At 72.6% G+C, this 18389-nt stretch carries 16 protein-coding genes and 1 tRNA gene; 10 read left to right on the forward strand and 7 right to left on the reverse strand.

From position 1 onward, the window contains the following. Positions 1 to 130: 130 nt before the first annotated feature. From AB0Q90_RS15850 to AB0Q90_RS15860, 3 genes are all read right to left on the reverse strand, one after another. Entirely contained in the window at positions 131 to 1096 is a 966-nt protein-coding gene (locus tag AB0Q90_RS15850; protein WP_363163399.1) for a DUF5926 family protein, read from the reverse strand. Between the two features lie 121 nt (positions 1097 to 1217). Continuing rightward, positions 1218 to 1856, reverse strand: coding sequence for an ATP-binding protein (locus AB0Q90_RS15855; RefSeq protein WP_363163398.1), 639 nt, complete (start codon positions 1854 to 1856; stop codon positions 1218 to 1220). A gap of 132 nt (positions 1857 to 1988) precedes the next feature. Next, positions 1989 to 2822, reverse strand: coding sequence for a glycerophosphodiester phosphodiesterase (locus AB0Q90_RS15860; protein ID WP_363163397.1), 834 nt, complete (start codon positions 2820 to 2822; stop codon positions 1989 to 1991). A gap of 257 nt (positions 2823 to 3079) precedes the next feature. On the opposite strand from AB0Q90_RS15860, the gene AB0Q90_RS15865 reads away from it, so the two are divergent. From AB0Q90_RS15865 to AB0Q90_RS15875, 3 genes are all read left to right on the forward strand, one after another. Further along, a complete protein-coding gene (locus tag AB0Q90_RS15865; protein WP_363163396.1) occupies positions 3080 to 4561 on the forward strand; it encodes a trypsin-like peptidase domain-containing protein in 1482 nt (493 codons plus the stop codon). A gap of 64 nt (positions 4562 to 4625) precedes the next feature. After that, positions 4626 to 4712 (forward strand) — tRNA-Ser (locus AB0Q90_RS15870). A 68-nt stretch (positions 4713 to 4780) separates the two neighbouring features. After that, on the forward strand, positions 4781 to 5146 hold the full coding sequence (locus tag AB0Q90_RS15875) for a hypothetical protein (protein ID WP_363163395.1): 366 nt from the start codon (positions 4781 to 4783) through the stop codon (positions 5144 to 5146). Here the strand turns inward: AB0Q90_RS15875 and AB0Q90_RS15880 are convergent. Both AB0Q90_RS15880 and AB0Q90_RS15885 read right to left on the reverse strand, forming a co-directional pair. Continuing rightward, positions 5143 to 5574: a hypothetical protein gene (locus AB0Q90_RS15880; protein ID WP_363163394.1), complete on the reverse strand. Its 432-nt coding sequence runs from the start codon at positions 5572 to 5574 to the stop codon at positions 5143 to 5145. The two genes, AB0Q90_RS15875 and AB0Q90_RS15880, sit on opposite strands and share 4 nt — an antisense overlap. A gap of 43 nt (positions 5575 to 5617) precedes the next feature. Further along, entirely contained in the window at positions 5618 to 6490 is an 873-nt protein-coding gene (locus AB0Q90_RS15885; protein WP_363163393.1) for a bifunctional DNA primase/polymerase, read from the reverse strand. Between the two features lie 326 nt (positions 6491 to 6816). On the opposite strand from AB0Q90_RS15885, the gene AB0Q90_RS15890 reads away from it, so the two are divergent. From AB0Q90_RS15890 to AB0Q90_RS15915, 6 genes are all read left to right on the forward strand, one after another. Further along, on the forward strand, positions 6817 to 7143 hold the full coding sequence (locus tag AB0Q90_RS15890; RefSeq protein WP_363163392.1) for a hypothetical protein: 327 nt from the start codon (positions 6817 to 6819) through the stop codon (positions 7141 to 7143). 190 nt (positions 7144 to 7333) lie between these two features. Then, the gene (locus AB0Q90_RS15895) at positions 7334 to 8212 is read left to right on the forward strand and encodes a bifunctional MaoC family dehydratase N-terminal/OB-fold nucleic acid binding domain-containing protein (RefSeq protein ID WP_363163391.1); all 879 of its coding nucleotides are present in this window, start codon (positions 7334 to 7336) and stop codon (positions 8210 to 8212) included. After that, on the forward strand, positions 8209 to 8598 hold the full coding sequence (locus AB0Q90_RS15900; protein ID WP_363163390.1) for a MaoC family dehydratase: 390 nt from the start codon (positions 8209 to 8211) through the stop codon (positions 8596 to 8598). The genes AB0Q90_RS15895 and AB0Q90_RS15900 overlap by 4 nt, the downstream gene beginning before the upstream one ends. After that, complete coding sequence (locus AB0Q90_RS15905; protein WP_363163389.1) at positions 8595 to 9734, forward strand: lipid-transfer protein; 1140 nt, start codon at positions 8595 to 8597, stop codon at positions 9732 to 9734. The genes AB0Q90_RS15900 and AB0Q90_RS15905 overlap by 4 nt, the downstream gene beginning before the upstream one ends. A 147-nt stretch (positions 9735 to 9881) precedes the next feature. Then, positions 9882 to 10439: a SigE family RNA polymerase sigma factor gene (locus AB0Q90_RS15910; RefSeq protein ID WP_363163388.1), complete on the forward strand. Its 558-nt coding sequence runs from the start codon at positions 9882 to 9884 to the stop codon at positions 10437 to 10439. A 143-nt stretch (positions 10440 to 10582) separates the two neighbouring features. Beyond that, positions 10583 to 12226 carry a long-chain fatty acid--CoA ligase gene (locus AB0Q90_RS15915; protein ID WP_363163474.1) on the forward strand — a complete coding sequence of 548 codons (1644 nt, stop codon included), beginning with the start codon at positions 10583 to 10585 and terminating at the stop codon, positions 12224 to 12226. Positions 12227 to 12243: 17 nt separating this feature from the next. On the opposite strand, the gene AB0Q90_RS15920 is transcribed toward AB0Q90_RS15915, so the two are convergent. After that, positions 12244 to 13443 (reverse strand): MFS transporter, encoded by a 1200-nt coding sequence (locus AB0Q90_RS15920; RefSeq protein ID WP_363163387.1) that lies wholly within the window; start codon positions 13441 to 13443, stop codon positions 12244 to 12246. A 126-nt stretch (positions 13444 to 13569) separates the two neighbouring features. Between AB0Q90_RS15920 and AB0Q90_RS15925 the strand changes: the two genes are divergently transcribed. After that, positions 13570 to 14148, forward strand: coding sequence for a TetR family transcriptional regulator (locus AB0Q90_RS15925; RefSeq protein WP_363163386.1), 579 nt, complete (start codon positions 13570 to 13572; stop codon positions 14146 to 14148). On the opposite strand, the gene AB0Q90_RS15930 is transcribed toward AB0Q90_RS15925, so the two are convergent. Beyond that, positions 14145 to 18077, reverse strand: coding sequence for a PAS domain-containing protein (locus AB0Q90_RS15930; RefSeq protein ID WP_363163385.1), 3933 nt, complete (start codon positions 18075 to 18077; stop codon positions 14145 to 14147). The genes AB0Q90_RS15925 and AB0Q90_RS15930 overlap by 4 nt on opposite strands. Positions 18078 to 18389 lie beyond the last annotated feature (312 nt).

An 18389-nucleotide genomic window follows, 5' to 3' on the forward strand; every position in this document is an offset into this window, starting at 1 on the left:
GCAAATTCGATCTGGGCTTTCCGGTCACCGATTCCCGGGTTTCCGCCGGGAGTTGTGACAGGAGTCACCTGTTCCACGGACCTTTCATCGGCTGACCGGTCGGTCAGTCGACGAAGACCCCTCCTGTGCGTCAGCTGAGCGTGACCTGGCGGTTGGTCAGGCCGCCGCGCGCGCGACGCTCGTCAGCGGTGAGCGGGGCGTCGGTCGCCAGGGCGGCGGCGAGCCGCTCGGCGAACTCGGCCGCCGGCTTCTCCACGTCCTCGGCGCCGACCCCGCTCGGCAGGTCCCAGACCGGGACGGTGAGCCCGTGAGCGCGGAAGGAGCCCACCAGGCGGGTGCCCTCACCGAGGCTGGAGCCGCCCGCCGCGTGCAGTCGCGCCAGGGCGTCCAGAAGCTGCTCCTCGGGGTGGGGCATGACCCAGCGCAGGTGGTTCTTGTCCGGCGTCTCGCACCAGTACGCGGCGTCCACACCGGTCAGCCGCACGGTCGGGATGGCGGCGGCGTTGGCCCGCTCCAGGGAGGCGGTCACCTCCGGGGTGGCGTTCTCCGCGTCCGGGACCCAGAACTCGAAGCCCGGGTGCACAACTGGCTCGAACGTGCCTTCGGGGTCGAGCAGGTCCTGGAGCCGCGGACCCTCGGCCGGGGCACGGCGGCCCTGGACGGGCGTACCGGGCGCGGCCTGCAGCGCACGCTGGAGGGTGTCGGCCAGGTCGCGGCTGATGTCGCCCGAGGCCGTGTCGTTCTGCAGGCCCAGCAGGACCGAACCGTCGTCGCGGCGCAGGGCGGGCCAGGCCATCGGCAGCACCGTCGCCAGCGTGACGGACGGGACGCCCTCGGGCAGGCCGCCCTTGAGCGTGAGCCCGACGGTGGCGGCGGGCACCAGCTCGCGCAGCGCCACCCAGTCGCACTCGCCGGGCAGTCCCTCGAACGGACGCTGCACCAGCTCGGTCACGGCATCGGCGGCGGCCTTGCCGTGACAGGCCTTGTAGCGCCGGCCACTGCCGCACGGGCAGGGCTCGCGGGCGCCGACGACCGGGATCTCTCCGTCCGTCAGCTGCGGGCGCTTGGCCTTTGTCTGGGGTCGCTTCTTGGCCATGGTGGGTGTCTCCCGGAAACGGCTCGTCTCGTACGGCGGGAGCCTAGCCGTTCCGGCCATGGCCGACGCGACCCTGTGGACAACGCGGGCCGGGTGCCTCCACGACCGGAGGGCCGGACGATCAGTCCAGATCGTCGAACGCGTCCGCGAAGTCCAGTTCGGGGAGGGCCGCGACCGACGGGGCGACGACGCGCGTAGCGAAATCGTGGCGGCGGTGACCCGCGTCGGGATCGTGCACGTCGTCATGGACGACGACCCACACGGTGACCTCTCCGCGGGCGTCGTCCCGCACGCCCCAGTCGTCGGCCAGCGCGGTGATGATGTTGAGCCCGCGGCCGCCGTGCGCGGTGACCGAGGGCGTGGCCGGAGCAGGGCGGGTGGGCCCGCCGCCGTCCGTGACCTCCACCGTGAGCCGCCCGCGCCCGTCCACGCGCCACGCGGCCCGTACGGCACCGTCCCCGGCCAGGGCGTCACCCAGTGGCCGACCGTGTTTGCAGGCGTTGCTCAAGAGTTCGGAAAGAATGAGTACGGCATCGTCGATGACCGCTTCCGCCACGCCACCCGTACGCAATTGATCGCGCATACGGTGTCTTGCTTGCCCCACGCCCGCAGGGCCATGGGGTACGGCCATGCTCGACGACGTGGGCACCTCCTGTGCCACCACCAACGCCACCCCCGAGACCTCCTTCGCCCCACGCCACGGTGTGGATGCCCCATTGGCCTGTACCGGAAACCGGCCAATCCATGTCCGGTGACGCATTCGCAACGATCGAATACGGACCGAACGCGCCGGAGCACTCCCTGTAGTCGCAGGGTGGTCGTAGGCCTGCCGTATGGCTGGATTTCGATGGTGTGGCCGAGAGTGGAGGATGGGGCCGGTGGGGCTCCTGGGTCAAGAGGTCGTACCGAGCTGGTTCAGCACCGCGCGCGGGCGGTTGGTGATGATGGCGTCGATCCCGAGCTCCACACAGAGATCGACATCCTCGGGCTCGTTCACCGTCCACACGTGCACCTGGTGGCCGGCCCGCTTCAGACGCTCCACATAGGCGGGGTGATTGCGCACGATCCGGATCGAGGGTCCCGCGATCCGGACGCCCGCGGGCAGCCGCCCGTCGCGCAGTCGCGGCGAGACGAACTGCATCAGATAGACCGTCGGCAGCATCGGAGAGGCGGCACGCACGCGATGCAGCGAACGCGCCGAGAAGCTCATCACGCGCACCGGGGACTCGGCGGCGGAGAGCGGCGCGTCCAGGCCGAACCGCTTCAGCAGGAGCAGCAGCCGCTCCTCGACCTGCCCCGCCCACCGGGTCGGATGCTTGGTCTCGATCGCCAGCTCCACCCGCCGCCCGGCGTCGGCGACCAGCTCCAGCAGCCGCTCCAGGGTGAGCACGGAGGTGTCCTGCGGATCCTCCGGCCGGACCTCCCAGTCCGGCTCCTCGTCCCTGCCCCGCCAGGCGTCGCCCTTCTTCCAGGAGCCGAAGTCGAGCGCGGCGAGGTCGGCGAGCTCCAGGGCGGAGACGGCGCCGCGGCCGTTGGAGGTGCGGTTGACGCGGCGGTCGTGGACACAGACGAGATGGCCGTCCGCGGTGAGGCGTACATCGCATTCGAGGGCGTCGGCGCCGTCCTCGATCGCCTTCCGGTACGCGGCCAGGGTGTGTTCGGGGGCCTCCTCGGAGGCTCCGCGGTGGGCGACGACTTGGGGCCGGTGCTGCCGTGCGTGGGTCACCGCGTCATGGTGCCACCGAGCCGGGGTAGGCGTGCCCGCGGAGGCGCTGCGATTGCGTACTTTTAGTCGCGAATGACCTGTATAAGGAATGGCTGCGGACCCACAGGCACCGCTTATGGTGCTCTGACGGCCCGTGGGAAAAGCTGACGGCATACAAAAAGACCTGCACAGCTGAAGCGCACCGGACCGTCGACACACGTGAACGGGCGTGACCGAGTGCGACCGACAACGACAGCCGTGGATCGAGGAGAAAAGCTGTGAGCACCGAGAACGAGGGCGCCGCGGTACCCCCGGCCCCGTCCGCACCCCCCGTGCCGGTGGATGCTCCCGCTACTCCGGAGCCCCAGGAGCCCCCGGCTCCCGACGCGGGTGCGCCGACCACCCCGCTCCCGCCGGTACCGCAGGAGGCCCCGGCGCAGGAGCCGACACAGACGGCGGCCCAGCCCCAGACTCCCTACCCGCACGCGTCGTCAGGGGTCCCGCAGGCCCCGGCAGCCCCCGATGCCGCATGGCCGCCGCCCGCACCCACGATCCCCTCCTACGCCGACAGCGGCGCGGGCGCGGGCTCCGGCTCGGGCACCGTCTGGGGCGCCGCGTACCAGCAGCCGGCACCGGCGCCGAAGTCCGGCCGAGGCCGCGGCGGACTGCTCGCCGCGGTGCTGATCGCCGCGCTGGTCGCGGGCGGTATCGGCGGCGGCCTCGGCTACACCCTGGCCAAGGACGACGACACCTCCTCCACCACCGTCTCCGCCTCCGACACCGGCGGCGACGTCAAGCGCGACGCGGGCACCGTCGCCGGCGTGGCCGCCAAGGCGCTGCCCAGCACCGTCACCATCGAGGCGGAGTCGAGCAGCGGCGAGGGCGGCACCGGCACCGGCTTCGTCTTCGACACCGAGGGCCACATCGTCACCAACAACCACGTGGTGGCCGACGCGGTCGACGGCGGCAAGGTGACGGCCACCTTCCCCAACGGCAAGAAGTACGACGCCGAGGTCGTCGGCCACGCCCAGGGCTACGACGTCGCCGTCATCAAGCTCAAGAACGCCCCGAGCGACCTCAAGCCGCTGACCCTCGGCAACTCCGACGACGTGGCGGTCGGCGACTCCACGATCGCGATCGGCGCCCCCTTCGGCCTGTCCAACACGGTCACGACCGGCATCATCAGCGCCAAGAACCGCCCGGTCGCCTCCAGCGACGGCACCGGCAGCAACGCCTCGTACATGAGCGCCCTCCAGACGGACGCCTCGATCAACCCGGGCAACTCCGGAGGCCCCCTCCTCGACGCCCAGGGCAATGTCATCGGCATCAACTCGGCGATCCAGTCCGCCGGCAACGGTATGGGCGGCACCAGCCAGTCCGGCTCCATCGGCCTGGGCTTCGCCATCCCGATCAACCAGGCCAAGTACGTCGCCCAGCAGCTGATCAAGACCGGCAAGCCGGTCTACGCCAAGATCGGCGCCTCCGTCTCCCTGGAGGAGGGCACGGGCGGCGCGAAGATCACCGAACAGGGCGCGAGCGGCTCCGACGCCGTCGAGCAGGGCGGCCCCGCCGACAAGGCCGGCCTCAAGCCCGGCGACGTCATCACCAAGCTCGACGACCACGTGATCGACTCCGGCCCCACCCTGATCGGCGAGATCTGGACCCACCAGCCCGGCGACAAGGTCGAGATCACCTACGAACGCGACGGCCGGACCCACACGGCCGAACTGACCCTGGCCTCCCGCGTCGGCGACAGCTGACACCCACACGGGCGCGCCCACCGGTTAGTCTTGTCCCCGCGTCGCCGATCAGTCGGCGACGCGGGGTGGGTTGCCCGAGCGGCCTAAGGGAACGGTCTTGAAAACCGTCGTGGCAGCGATGTCACCGTGGGTTCAAATCCCACACCCACCGCATGTGAACGGCCCCTGACCGCCTGCTGGTCAGGGGCCGTCGCCGTGTCCGCCTGCGATGATCCCCCCATGCCCTACCCCGCCACCGACGAACTCACCTCCGCCGAGCGTGCCTTCATGATCAACGCGACTGAGATCGACATCCTGCCCGGGGTGTGGGGCGATCTGCCGGAGCCGCTGGTGTCCGGTCCCGCTGCTGAGCTCGTGCCGGTTCTGATGTCGCTCGTGGACCGGGGGTGGGTCGAGGTGTGCCGGGTCATCCCCTGGACCGCTTCCGACGGGACGCCCGGGGAGCAGCCGGGGCCGCCGCTGCCGAGGGAGGAGTTGCCCGCGCTGCTGGCGGACGGCGCGAACTGGGAGTACCCGGAGTGCGTCGAGTGGCTGGGCTGTCTGACGCTGACGCTGACCGAGGACGGGCGGGGCGTTCCTCGTTAGAGCTCGTAGTCCTGGGCCAGTTCCTCCCAGTCCAACTCCCGCAGCCCCGCGACCGCCTCGCAGCCCGCCGGCACGGCCGGGGTCGGCTGGAACCAGATCACGATCAGGTGGGAGCGGTACAGGATCGGGTCGTTGGCGGGGTCCAGGGCGGTGGAGCGGAAGGAGCCGACGCAGGCCACCGGGGGGAGTACCTCCACGGGGCCGAAGGCGCCGGAGTACTGGTCGGGGTACTCGCGGGTGGGTGGGATCAGGTGGACCGGGGTGGTCGGGTGGTCGCGTTCGGCGCAGTGGAGCAGGCCCCTGAGCTTCATCTCGTTGACCGGCTTGCAGGGGTAGCCCTCCAGCATTCCTCCGTATGTCGAGGACAGCTGAAGCTCCGCCAGGTCGAGGGAGCGGCCGGAGGTGAGGACTACGCGGGTCAGGGACATGAGCGGCACCCTAGGGGGCTCCCGGAGAAGGGTCTTGTGAATTTCATGGGCGGTGTCCCGTCATCCGGGCCGCCGACGCGATCGTGGCGCGTGCCTCCCGTTCCGTCAGACCGGTGCCCTGGGCCGCCTCGACCAGCGGGGCGAGCAGGGCGGGGCCGATGCCGTTCTCGTAGGCGCGGCAGGCGGCCCAGAACAGGCGGGTGTTGCGCTGGCCCTCGTGGGCGGCGAGGACGAACTGGACGAGGCCCTGGCCGTCGGTCGGGGCGGCCGACGCGGGGGTGGTGGTGCGCGGGGGTGGGAGCAGGAGGCGGAGGAGGGCCGGTGGGCAGGGGGCCGGGGGCAGGTGGGCCGTACCGGGGGCGGTGGCGTAGACGCCGTGGTCGGTGCGGGAGCCGGGGCCCACGAGGTAGCCGCCGGCGCCTCGGATGTCGATGCCGGGGGCCAGGCGTCCGGCCGAGTTGGGGACGACGACGTCCGGCGGGCCGCTGAGCCAGATGTGGCGGCCGCCGCTGGGGGTCAGGACGACCACTGTGTCCGGGATCGTGAACAGGTGGCGCAGGGCCAGTTCGCGCAGGGCGGCCGAGGAGTCCGTGCCCGACTTCGTGTCCAGGTCGACGCCGATCAGGCGGTGCGGCGGGAGGCCGCATGCGATGCCGTAGCCGGTGGCCCAGGGCGCGGCGGCGAACAGCTCGCGGATACGGGTGGGGTCGGTCGTGGCGTCGTAGACCCCGTGGCCGAAGCGGCCGCACTCGCCGTGGCAGGGCGGGGCGGCGGGGTCGTCGCGGTGCGGGGAGCGCACGGCCGGGAGCTTGGTCCGGGACAGGGGGATGACGGCCAGTCCGCGTTCGGCGGCTGACAGGGCGTGTGCGAGGGCCAGCGTCGTGGCCTGCCGGGGGTACCGGTCGGTGGTGGCCATGACTCCATGTTCGTACGTATGTTCGAGAAAGGGAAGAGGGGTCGGGCACGACGCGCCGGGCGGGACGGATTGGCCGGGAATGTGCCGGAACGCTTCCCCTCTTGCGGCACTTGGACCGAGCTGTCCGTACTGCCCTGAGCTGGGGGTTCAGGTGATGCAAAGGGGTTTATCGACTTGTCATCACGCTTGAGGGCGAATCACGGCTTCCGGGGTGGTTCGCCGGGGATTCGGTGGGCAACTCTGGTCTCGCGACGTCGTGCACAACACCGGGTCGGTCGGCCAACTGCCCTGGTGGAAGCCGTACTTCATGTTCTGGAGGAACAAACATGGCAAGCATCCGTACCGCCCGCGTCATCGCCGCCGTCTCCGCCCTCCCGCTCGCCGCCGCCCTGTTCACCGGCGTCGCGTCGGCGGACAACGGCGCCATCGCGGACGACGGATCGAGCGCGGCCGTCACGAACGCCTGGCAGGGCATCATCGGCAGCGGTGTGGGCGGCGACAACTTCGGCAACTCGTCCACCACTCAGCAGCAGGCGATCGGCTCCGGTGCCTCGAACCAGAGCAATACCGCCCAGGTCAACGGGTCCGCGTTCACGGCCATCAACCAGGGGAACGACAACACGCAGGTCAACTTCACCCCGCTGTGGTGGTGAGCTGAGGGCCGGTGCCCCGGCACCGGCCCCCGCTCTCCGGGTGGTGTGCTCCGTGGGGTGTGACGCGTCTGCGCGGCGGTGCTTCGGCATCGCCGCGCAGGCGTTTTTCCGCCCGGGGGCACGGACCCCGGTTCCGGCCCGGCGCACAGCACTTGACAGTCCATCAATATCTGACGGACAGTCAGAAACCATGGACGACCTCGCGATACGGCTCAAGGTCTACGAGGGCCGCCCCGCCTTCCTCCGGGGCACCGGCAAGGACCCCGTCAACCTCCCCATGATCCGGCACTGGTGCGAGGCCATGGGCGACACCAACCCGGCCTACACCGGCCCGGACGCCGTCGCTCCGCCCACCATGCTCCAGGCCTGGACGATGGGCGGCCTCTCGGGTCGTACGGGACGCTCGGCGGCGTACGACGAACTGCTCGGGCTGCTCGACGCGGCGGGCTGCACCGCGGTCGTCGCCACCGACTGCGAGCAGGAGTACCTGCGCCCGCTGCGCCCCGGCGACGAGATCACCTTCGACACGGTCATCGAGTCGGTGTCCGGCAGGAAGACGACGAAGCTCGGCAGCGGCCACTTCGTCACCACCCGCACCGACGTCCGCGCGGGCCCCGACCTCGTCGGCACCCACCGCTTCCGCATCCTCAAGTACGCCCCCGGCCCGCGCAGGCCCGCCCGCCCCCGCCCGGTCGTCAACCGCGACAACGAGGCCTTCTGGGAGGGCGTCCGGCACCACAGGCTCCTCATCCAGCGCTGCACCGGCTGCGGCACCCTGCGCCACCCCTGGCTGCCCGGCTGCAACGCCTGCGCCGGCCTCGACTGGGACACGGTCGAGGCGTCCGGCGCGGGCACGGTGTACTCGTACGTCGTCATGCACCACCCGCCCTTCCCGGCCTTCGACCCCCCGTACGCGGTCGCGTTGATCGAGCTGGCGGAGGGCGTGCGGATGACCGGGAACGTGGTGGGAGTGCCGTACGACAAGGTGCGGATCGGGCTGCCGGTGCGACTCGAATTCCGCGCCTACGACGAGGAGTTGACGCTTCCCGTCTGGCGGGCCGAGGCATGAGGGCCGGAGACGAACTGCCGCCGCTGACCGTCCCCGTCACCCGCACACTGATCGTCGCCGGGGCTCTCGCCTCCCGCGACTACCAGGACGTGCACCACGACCCGGAGCTCGCCAGGGAGAAGGGCTCACCGGACATCTTCATGAACATCCTCACCACCAACGGCCTGGTCGGCCGCTATCTCACCGACCACTTCGGCCCGACGGCCGTCCTGCGCAGGCTGGCCATCCGGCTCGGCGCCCCCAACCACCCGGGCGACACCATGGTGTTGACCGGCCGCATCGAGGCGGTCGACGGCGACACCGCGACCGTACGGATCGTCGGGACGAACGGCATCGGCGCCCATGTGACCGGCACGGCCACCGTCATCCTGGGAGGCGCGCCGTGAAGGCGGCCGTCGTCGGCATCGGCGCCACCGAGTTCTCCAAGGACTCCGGGCGCAGTGAGCTGCGGCTGGCCGTGGAGGCCGTGCACGCCGCCCTCGACGACGCGGGGCTGGCGCCGGCCGACGTGGACGGGATGGTCACCTTCTCGATGGACACCAGCCCCGAGATCACCGTGGCGCAGGCCGCGGGGATCGGCGAGCTGTCCTTCTTCTCCCGCGTCCACTACGGCGGGGGCGCCGCCTGCGCTACCGTCCAGCAGGCCGCGCTCGCCGTCACGGCCGGGGCTGCCGAGACCGTCGTCTGCTACCGCGCCTTCAACGAGCGCTCCGGCCGCCGCTTCGGCTCCGGAGTGCGGCACCGGGAGCCGACGGCGGAGGGCGTGGCGCTCGGCTGGGTGATGCCGTTCGGCCTGCTCACCCCCGCCTCCTGGGTCGCCATGTCCGCCCAGCGGTATCTGCACACCTACGGCCTGACCCCGGAGGCGGCCTTCGGGCCGGTGGCCGTCACGGCCCGCCGGCACGCGGCGACGAACCCGGCCGCCCACTTCCACGGCCGCCCCATCACCCTCGCCGACCACGCGGCCTCCCGCTGGATATCCGAGCCGCTGAGGCTGCTCGACTGCTGCCAGGAGACGGACGGCGGCCAGGCGATCGTCGTCACCTCCCTGGAACGGGCCCGCGATCTGCGCCGCCCGCCCGCGGTCGTCGCGGCGGCCGCCCAGGGCTCGGCCAGGGGCCAGGAGCAGATGACCGGCTTCCACACCGGCGACCTCACCGGCCTGCCGGAGTCCGCCGTGGTGGCCCGGAAGCTGTGGCGCACGACGGGACTCGGGCCCGCCGACATCGACGTAGGCATCCTCTACGACCACTTCACCCCGTTCGTGCTGATGCAGCTGGAGGAGTTCGGCTTCTGCGGCCGGGGCGAGGCGGCGGACTTCGTCGCGGCGGACCGGCTGCCGCTCAACACCCACGGCGGTCAGCTCGGCGAGGCGTACCTCCATGGGATGAACGGCATCGCGGAGGGGGTGCGCCAGGTGCGGGGGACGGCCGTGAACCAGGTCCCCGGTGCGGAACGGGTCCTGGTGACGGCCGGGACAGGGGTGCCGACGTCGGGGCTCGTCCTGACGGCGGACGGATGAGCCCCCAGGGGTCATCCCGTAGTAGGCGGGGCCCTTTAGTCCACCCTCAGGAGGTGTAGCGACCCCCACCCCTACAACCTGAGGCGGAGTCTGCTTCGGGACCTCCGGCCGATGAGAGGACAGGGGGGCCGCTCCTAGCGTGGAGCCATGACCACACCCGTCTGCACCAGCGCTTCGAACGCCGCCGCACCCAGGGCGCAGACCCTTCCGTACCCGTCGTTCGCCTCGTACGTGAGGGCCCGCCAGCCGGTGCTGCTGCGTACCGCCCGGTCGCTGACCGCGAACCCGTGCGACGCGGAGGATCTGCTGCAGACCGCGCTCACCAAGACCTATGTGGCCTGGGAGCGCATCGAGGACCATCGCGCGCTCGACGGCTATGTGCGCCGGGCGCTGGTGAACACGCGCACCTCGCAGTGGCGCAAGCGCCGGGTCGACGAGTTCGCGACCGACGAGCTGCCCGAGCCGGAGCCCCTGCCGGGCGGCGACGACCCGGCGGAGCAGCAGGCGCTGCACGACGCGATGTGGCGGGCGATCATGAAGCTGCCGGCGCGGCAGCGGGCGATGGTCGTCCTGAGGTACTACGAGGATCTCAGCGAGGCCCAGACGGCCGAGGTGCTCGGGGTGTCGATCGGCACCGTGAAGTCGGCGGTCTCCCGGGCGCTGGGCAAGCTGCGCGAGGACCCCGAGCTGTGCCTGGCCCGGTAGCTACGCGGCGTCCCGTGTTGTCAACGTGACGTGATCGATCACCCTCCCCTAGTGACATACCAAGCGGTATGCGCGCAGAATCTGCGCAACCCTTACTGCCGCGTAGGCAATGTCGCCCCCGGGAGGACACCGTGCTGAGCACGATGCAGGACGTACCGCTGCTGATCTCCAGGATCCTGACCCACGGGCAGACGATCCACGGCACCTCACAGGTGACGACCTGGACGGGCGAGGCCGAGCCGCACCGCCGCTCCTTCGCCGAGGTCGGCGCCCGGACGGCCCAGCTGGCGCACGCCCTGCGCGAGGACCTGGGCGTGGCCGCCGACGAGCGGGTCGCCACCCTGATGTGGAACAACGCCGAGCACGTCGAGGCGTACTTCGCGATCCCCTCCATGGGTGCGGTCCTGCACACCCTCAACCTCCGCCTCCCGGCCGAGCAGCTGGCCTGGATCGTCAACCACGCGGCCGACCGGGTAGTGATCGCCAACGGCTCCCTGCTGCCGCTCCTGGCCCCCCTGCTCCCGCACCTCAAGCCGGTCGAGCACGTCGTCGTCGCGGGCCCGGGCGACCGTTCCCTGCTCGCTGGCGCCTCCGTCCAGGTGCACGAGTACGAGGACCTCATCGCGGGCAAGCCGACCTCGTACGACTGGCCGGAGCTGGACGAGCGCTCGGCCGCGGCCATGTGCTACACCTCCGGCACCACCGGTGACCCCAAGGGTGTCGTCTACTCCCACCGCTCGATCTACCTGCACTCCATGCAGGTCAACATGACCCAGTCCATGGGCCTGACCGACCAGGACACCTCCCTCGTGGTCGTCCCCCAGTTCCATGTGAACGCCTGGGGCCTGCCGCACGCCACCTTCATGACCGGCGTCAACCTGCTGATGCCGGACCGCTTCCTCCAGCCCGCGCCGCTGGCGGAGATGATCGAGCGGGAGCGCCCGACGCACGCCGCCGCCGTCCCCACCATCTGGCAGGGCCTGTTGGCGGAGCTGACCGCGCGGCCGCGTGACGTCTCGACCCTCGGCCAGGTCACGATCGGCGGCTCGGCCTGTCCGCCCTCCCTGATGGAGGCGTTCGACAAGCTGGGCATGCGGGTCTGCCACGCCTGGGGCATGACCGAGACCTCCCCGCTGGGCACGGTGGCCCGTCCGCCGGCCCACGCGGTCGGCACCGACGAGGAGTTCGGCTACCGGCTCACCCAGGGCCGCTTCCCCGCCTCCGTCGAGGCCCGCCTCACCGGCCCCGGCGGCGAACGCCTGCCCTGGGACGGCGAGTCGGCGGGCGAGCTGGAGGTCCGCGGCCCGTGGATCGCCGGCGCCTACTACAACGGTCCCGAGGCCGAACCCCTGCGCCCCGCCGACAAGTTCAGCGAGGACGGCTGGCTGAAGACGGGGGACGTGGGGACCATCTCCTCCGACGGCTTCTTGACCCTGACTGACCGCGCCAAGGACGTCATCAAGTCCGGCGGTGAGTGGATCTCCTCGGTCGAGCTGGAGAACGCGCTGATGTCCCACCCGGACGTCGCCGAGGCCGCCGTGGTCGCCGTCCCGGACGAGAAGTGGGGCGAGCGCCCCCTGGCCACGGTGGTCCTGAAGGAGTGCGCGACGGCCGACTTCGAGTCCCTCCGTGCCTTCCTCGCCGACGAGGGCAAGATCGCCAAGTGGCAGCTCCCGGAGCGCTGGACGGTCATCGAGTCGGTCCCGAAGACGAGCGTGGGCAAGTTCGACAAGAAGGTGCTGCGCAGGCAGTACGCGGACGGGGGCCTGGACGTCACGCAGCTCTGATTCCGCCGATGGGGGCGTCATCGTCGTACGGCCGTGGCGCCCCAGCCGATCAGCAGCCACACGCCCGCGACCGCGCTCACCCCGCCCCAGCCGAAGTGGCCGTACGCCGGTCCCGCGAGCGCCGAGGCCAGCGCGCCGCCCGCGAAGCCGCTCACCACGTACGCGGTGTTGGCGGCGGCCGGGGTCTTCGTGGTCGTCAGGGCGAGCGTCTGGTTGGCGACGTGGGAGGCGACCAGGGCCGCGTGGATCGCGATCGCGGCCGCGAAGAGCGCCGCCATCACCTGCCCGCCCAGCCAGAACAGCGGGACGGACACCGCGGCGAGGAGATACGCGGCCCGTACGACCTTCGCCGCGCCGAACCGGTCCACCAGCCCGCCCGCGAGGGGCGCGACCGCGCTCGCGGTCAGCCCGAACAGGCCGAAGAGCCCGGCGGTCGCGGTGGACAGGCCGTACGTCGGACCGGTCAGCAGCAGCGCCAGCGAAGTCCACAGCGCGCTCCACGCGCCGAACATGCCGGCCTGCCTGAGGCACGCCCGCCACAGGTCGGGCGAGCGGCGCACCAGGGCGGGCAGGGCGGCGATGCCGGCCAGGAAACCGGCGCCGCCGCGGCGGCTCTCCGACGGCAGCACGCGGGCCGTGGCCAGGCCCAGGGCCAGCGTCAGTACGGCCGAGCCCGCGAACACCCAGCGCCAGCCGAACGCCTGCCCGGCCAGACCGCCCAGCACCCGGGCGGCGACGATGCCGGTGAACAGTCCCGCGATGACGGCGGCGACATGGCGGGCGCGCCGGTCGGCCGGGGCCCGTTCGGCGACCAGCGGGACGAGCAGCTGCGGGATGACGGTCGCGGCGGCGGCGACGAACACGGCCGCCGCGAGCGCGGCGGTGCCGGGCGCCGCGGCACCGGCGGCGAGCGCCGCCGTGGTCACCACGGTGAGGGCGGCGACCAGGCGCCGCCGGTTGGCGCTGTCCCCGAGCGGAGCGAAGAAGAGCAGGCCGACGGCGTAGCCGAGCTGGGCGACCGAGGCGATCCAGGCGACGGACGAGGCGGTCGAGCCGTAGTCGCGGGCGATCAGCGGGAGCAGGGGTGCGGCGAGGTAGATGTTGGCGGCCGTGACGGCGGTGCAGACGGCGATCAGGACCAGGAAGGCGGAGCCCGGCCGGCGGTCGGCGGGCGAGGCGTGCTGCTGCTGCCGAGTGGTGCTGGTTGCTGACGGCATGAGCGGGGGACTCCTTAGAGTCAGGTCTAGCAACTAACTGGTTGGTTGGAAGGGGGAACAGTCTGGGACGGCCGCTGATTCCCTGTCAACCAAACGGTTGGTTACTTGCCGCGCTACCCTGACCGCATGGCAGCAAGGGACCCCGAGGCCACCAAGGCCCGGATCTACGAGGCGGCGGTCGCCGAGTTCGCCCGGCACGGCATCGCGGGCGCCCGAATCGACCGCATCGCGGCCGAGGCCAAGGCCAACAAACAGCTGATCTACGCCTACTTCGGCAACAAGGCGGAGCTGTTCACCCAGGTCCTCGGGCAGGTCATGGTCGACCTCGCCGTCGCCGTCCCCGTCGAGCCGGACGACATCGACGGCTGGATCGACCGCCTGATGGACTACCACGCGGCCCACCCCGAGGTGCTGCGCCTGCTCCTGTGGGAGGGCCTGGAGTACGGCACCACCGAACTGCCGGACGAGGCCGCACGCAAGGAGCACTACCGCCACAAGGTCGCGGCCATCCGGGACGGCCAGGACCGCGGTGTAGTCACCGACGCCATCCCGGCCGGCGACCTGCTGTTCCTGCTGATCGCGGTGGCCGACTGGGCCGTCGTCGTCCCCCAGATGGCGCGCATCCTGACCGGCGGCGAGCCCACCGACCGCGACCGCCTGCGCGCCTCGGTGAAGGAAGCGGCACGCAGGCTGGTCGCCCGCTAGTTGGTGCCGATCCGCGCCAGCAGATCGACGATCCGGGCCTGCACCTCACCGCTCGTGGACCGCTCCGCGAGGAACAGCACCGTCTCCCCCGACGCCAGCCGCGGCAGGTCGGCCTGGTCCACGGCGGCCGTGTAGACGACCAGCGGCGTGCGGTTGAGCTGCCCGTTCGCGCGCAGCCAGTCGACGATCCCGGCCTGGCGCCGGTGCACCTGCATCAGGTCCATCACGACCAGGTTCGGCCGGAACTGCCCCGCCAGCGTCACCGCGTCGGTGTCGCTCGCCGCCCGCGCCACCTGCATCCCGCGCCGCTCCAGCGTCGCGGTCAGCGCCAGCGCGATCTCCGCGTGCTCCTCGATCAGCAGCACCCGCGGCGGATGCTGCTCACTGTCCCGCGGCGCCAGCGCCTTCAGCAGTACGGCGGGGTCGGCGCCGTACGCCGCCTCCCGCGAGGCCTGTCCGAGCCCCGCCGTCACCATCACCGGCACCTCGGCAGCCACCGCCGCCTGCCGCAGCGACTGGAGCGCGGTCCGGGTGATCGGCCCGGTCAGCGGGTCGACGAACAGCGCGGCCGGGAAGGCGGCGATCTGCGCGTCGACCTCCTCGCGCGAGTGCACGATGACCGGCCGGTAGCCGCGGTCGCTGAGCGCCTGCTGGGTGGTGACGTCCGGCGCGGGCCACACCAGCAGCCGGCGCGGATTGTCCAGCGGCTCCGGCGGCAGCTCGTCGTCCATCGGCTGCGGCCGGGGCGTGTCGGCGATCTCGACCGCCCCGCCCGGACCGTCCAGCGGCTCGGGCCCCTCGGCGGCGTTCTCGTCCGGTGCGCCTATGGCGTACGACCGCCCGGTGCCCTCGGTGGCGTTCGCCGTCCGGGGCTGCGCCGGGGCGGGCTGCGGCTCGGCCTGCGGATGCGGCCGGGCCCCCTGCTCCGGCCGGTCCGTGGCCGGATCGGGCCGCGTCCCCAGCTTGCGGCGCCTGCCCCCACCGCCCGGCGCGTGCGGGGGAGGCGTCGCCGTCGGCTGCTGCACCTGCGCCGCCTGCCGCGTGAACGGCACGCCCTGCCCCAGCGTCCGCACACTGATCGCCCGCCCCTGCGTGGAGTTCGGGTCGACCGGCGCGGCGGCCTCGGCGGGCAACGGCTGTGCGACCCGCGGCTGCGGCGTCGGCGCCTCGGGCGGCAGCGGGGTGCCCTGCGAGGGCGTGGACTCCACAGCGGCCGGCCGCGGCGCCACGGGCGTCCCGGCGCCGGAGGTGCCGTCCTCCACGGGCCAGGGCTGAGCGGCGGGGGTGCCCTGGGCCGGGGTGCCTTGAGCGGCAGGGATGCCCTGGGGCGGGGTGCCCTGAGCGGCGGGAGCCGCTGCCTCGGCCTGCGGCGCCTGCGCCTGCTCCGGCTGGCCCACGGCCCGGCGCCGGCGCCCGGTGGGTGCGCTCGTCGGGTGCGGCTGCGGTGGCGTGTGGTCGTCGGACTGGTCGTGCGGGACGGCGTCGTGCCGCCCGTGGTCGCCCATCGTGTCGTCCGCTGCGGGCGCGGGAGCGGGCACCGGTACGGCGACGGCCTGCGCCGGGACCTGAGCCTGGGCCTGGGCCTGGGCCTGGGCCGGAACTGGGGCGAGGCTCTCGTCCGGCCGGTCCGCCTCCGCGGGCGGCAGCGCGAACACCGTACGGGGACCGGCCTCCTGCGCGGCGGCACGCTCGTTCGCGGCGGCCAGCGCACGGCGACGGCGCCCCGTCGGCTGCGCGCCCTCGCCCGACGCACCCTGCGCGGGCACCGGAGCGGGGGCAGCGGCCGCGGGCAGCGCCGGAGGCAGCGCATGCCGCTCGCCGGAGTCCCGCCGGGCCCGCCGTCCGCCCGGCGCGGGCACGCCCTGCGGCGGTACGGTCCCGCCGAGCCCGTTCCCCGAGGCCGCGGCCCCGGCGGCATGCTCGGCGGCCGTCACGACGGCACCCTCGGCGACACCGGCACCGGCCTCATCGGCATCACCGGTGGCCTCGGCGGGGCGTCCGCGCCGCCGCCCGGTACCACCGGAAACCTCCACGGCGGTCTCCTGCACCACCTGCTCCGGGACGGGCGCCGCGTCCGCGGCCTCGGCCGCACGCCGCCTGCGCCGCCCGGTCGGCGTCCCGGCCTCGGTTTCGGACCCGGAACCGTCCTCGCTCTCCAGGAAGGCGTCGACGGAGGACCGCCGGGCCCGCCGCCGCCCGCCGCCGGAGGTCTGCTCGGCGCTCTCGACCGCGGCGGCCGGCGCGGCCTGCGCGGCCGCAACGGCCCCGGCCCCGCCGCCGATCGGCACCTCCAGGACGTACGCGTTGCCGCTCATGCCCGGCACCTCGTGCGTCTGGAGCACGCCGCCGTGGGCGCGCACGATCCCGCGCACGATCGGCTCGTGCACCGGGTCTCCCCCGGCGTACGGCCCGCGCACCTCGATGCGCACGACCTCGCCGCGCTGCGCCGCCGCGACCACGACGGTGTTGTCCATGTAGCCGCCCGCCGACACGGGCGAGTTGCCGGTCGCGTCGACGCCCGCGACATCCGCGACCAGGTGCGCGAGCGCGGTCGCGAGCAGCCGGGAGTCGACCTCGGCCTCGATGGGCGGCGCGTGCACGGCGAACTGCACCCGCCCCGGCCCGATGAGTTCGACGGCCCCGTCGACACCGGCGGCGACGACGGCGTCCAGCATCACCTTCGTGCGGGTGACGTCCTCCGCACCGGCGTCGAGCCGCTGGTAGCCGAGAACGTTGTCGATGAGGGTGGTGATCCGCGAGTAGCCGGCCGACAGGTGGTGCAGTACCTGGTTGGCCTCGGGCCACAGCTGCCCGGCGTCGTCCGCGGCCAGCGCCGCCAGCTCGCGGCGCAGCTCGTCCAGGGGCCCGCGCAGCGACTGCGCCAGCAGGGTCAGCAGTTGCTCGTGCCGCCCGGCCAGGGCCTCGAACCGGTCCTTCTCCCGCTCGCCGAGCGCGGCGTAGCGCTCCTCGTTCGCGCCGAGCTCCTCCTCGTGCTGCTCGGTGAGCTCCTCGACCTCGGCGACGTGCCGCTGGCGCAGGGCGGTCAGCTCGGAGGCGTGCTCCTCGGCGAGCCGCTCCAGCTCCTCCTCGTGCCGCTTCTCGGCGGCCTCCTTCTCCTCGGCGAGCGCGTCGTACGGCCGCCGGTCGGTGAAGGTCATCACGGCGCCGACGAGCTGGTCGCCGTCGCGCACGGGCGCGGTGGTCAGGTCGACCGACACCTTCTCGCCGCTCTTGGCGAACAGCACCTGCCCGCGCACCCGGTGCTTGCGCCCGGAGCGCAGCGTGTCGGCGAGCGGCGACTCCTCGTACGGGAACGGCGCGCCGTCGGGCCGGGAGTGCAGCACGAGCGTGTGCAGCTCCCGCCCCCCGAGATCACTGGCCCGGTATCCCAGTATCTGAGCGGCGGCCGGATTGACGAGCACGATCCGCCCGTCGGTGTCCGTCCCCACGACACCCTCGGCGGCGGCCCGCAGGATCATCTCGGTCTGCCGCTGCGAACGCGCCAGCTCCGCCTCGGTGTCGATGGTCCCGGACAGATCCCGTACGACGAGCATCAGCAGTTCGTCGCTGGTGTAGCCGTAACCGTCGTAGGCCTGCTGGCCGTTCTCCAGATTCGCGGACGTGACCTCGACGGGGAACTCGCTGCCGTCGGTGCGCCGGGCCATCATCCGGGTCGGCTTGGTCCTGCCCTGCGGGTCCATGTGATCGGGCCGCCGCATGGACCCCGGGATCAGCTTGGAGTCGAACTGCGGCAGCAGATCGAGCAGCCCGCGCCCCACCAGAGCCGTCCCCGGGGCCTCGAAGGCCTCCAGGGCGATGGTGTTGGCGTTGACGACGGTCCCGTTGGCGTTGACCAGCACCAACGCATCCGGAAGCGCGTCGAGTATGGCTGCGAGGCGAGCAGCGCCTCGGGATGGCCTGCTGCTCACGAGACGCTTCCTCCCTGTTACCGCACCTTGCCGACCGCTCGGGCCATCTTGCCAACCGGCCCGCGACGTGTCACGCGAGGGAGTCTAAGGGCTGGGGTTGCGCTCGCGACGCCGGATGAGAGCGAGGTCGCACGACGAAGTGACCCAGAACGTATGACCGTGTCCGTCCACTCCGCCAGACCGGCACCGGACCTTTAGGGACGAGCCGCAGGCCGGGCCTACTGGCGCCCGTTCGACCGGGGATCGGGCGGACGCTGCTTGTGCTCTTGCGGCCGGAGCTGGGGCCGGCCCTGCTCGTGCCCTCGCGGCTGC

Origin of the sequence: Streptomyces sp. NPDC079141 (assembly GCF_040686775.1) — a bacterium.
Taxonomy (GTDB): Bacteria; Actinomycetota; Actinomycetes; order Streptomycetales; family Streptomycetaceae; genus Streptomyces.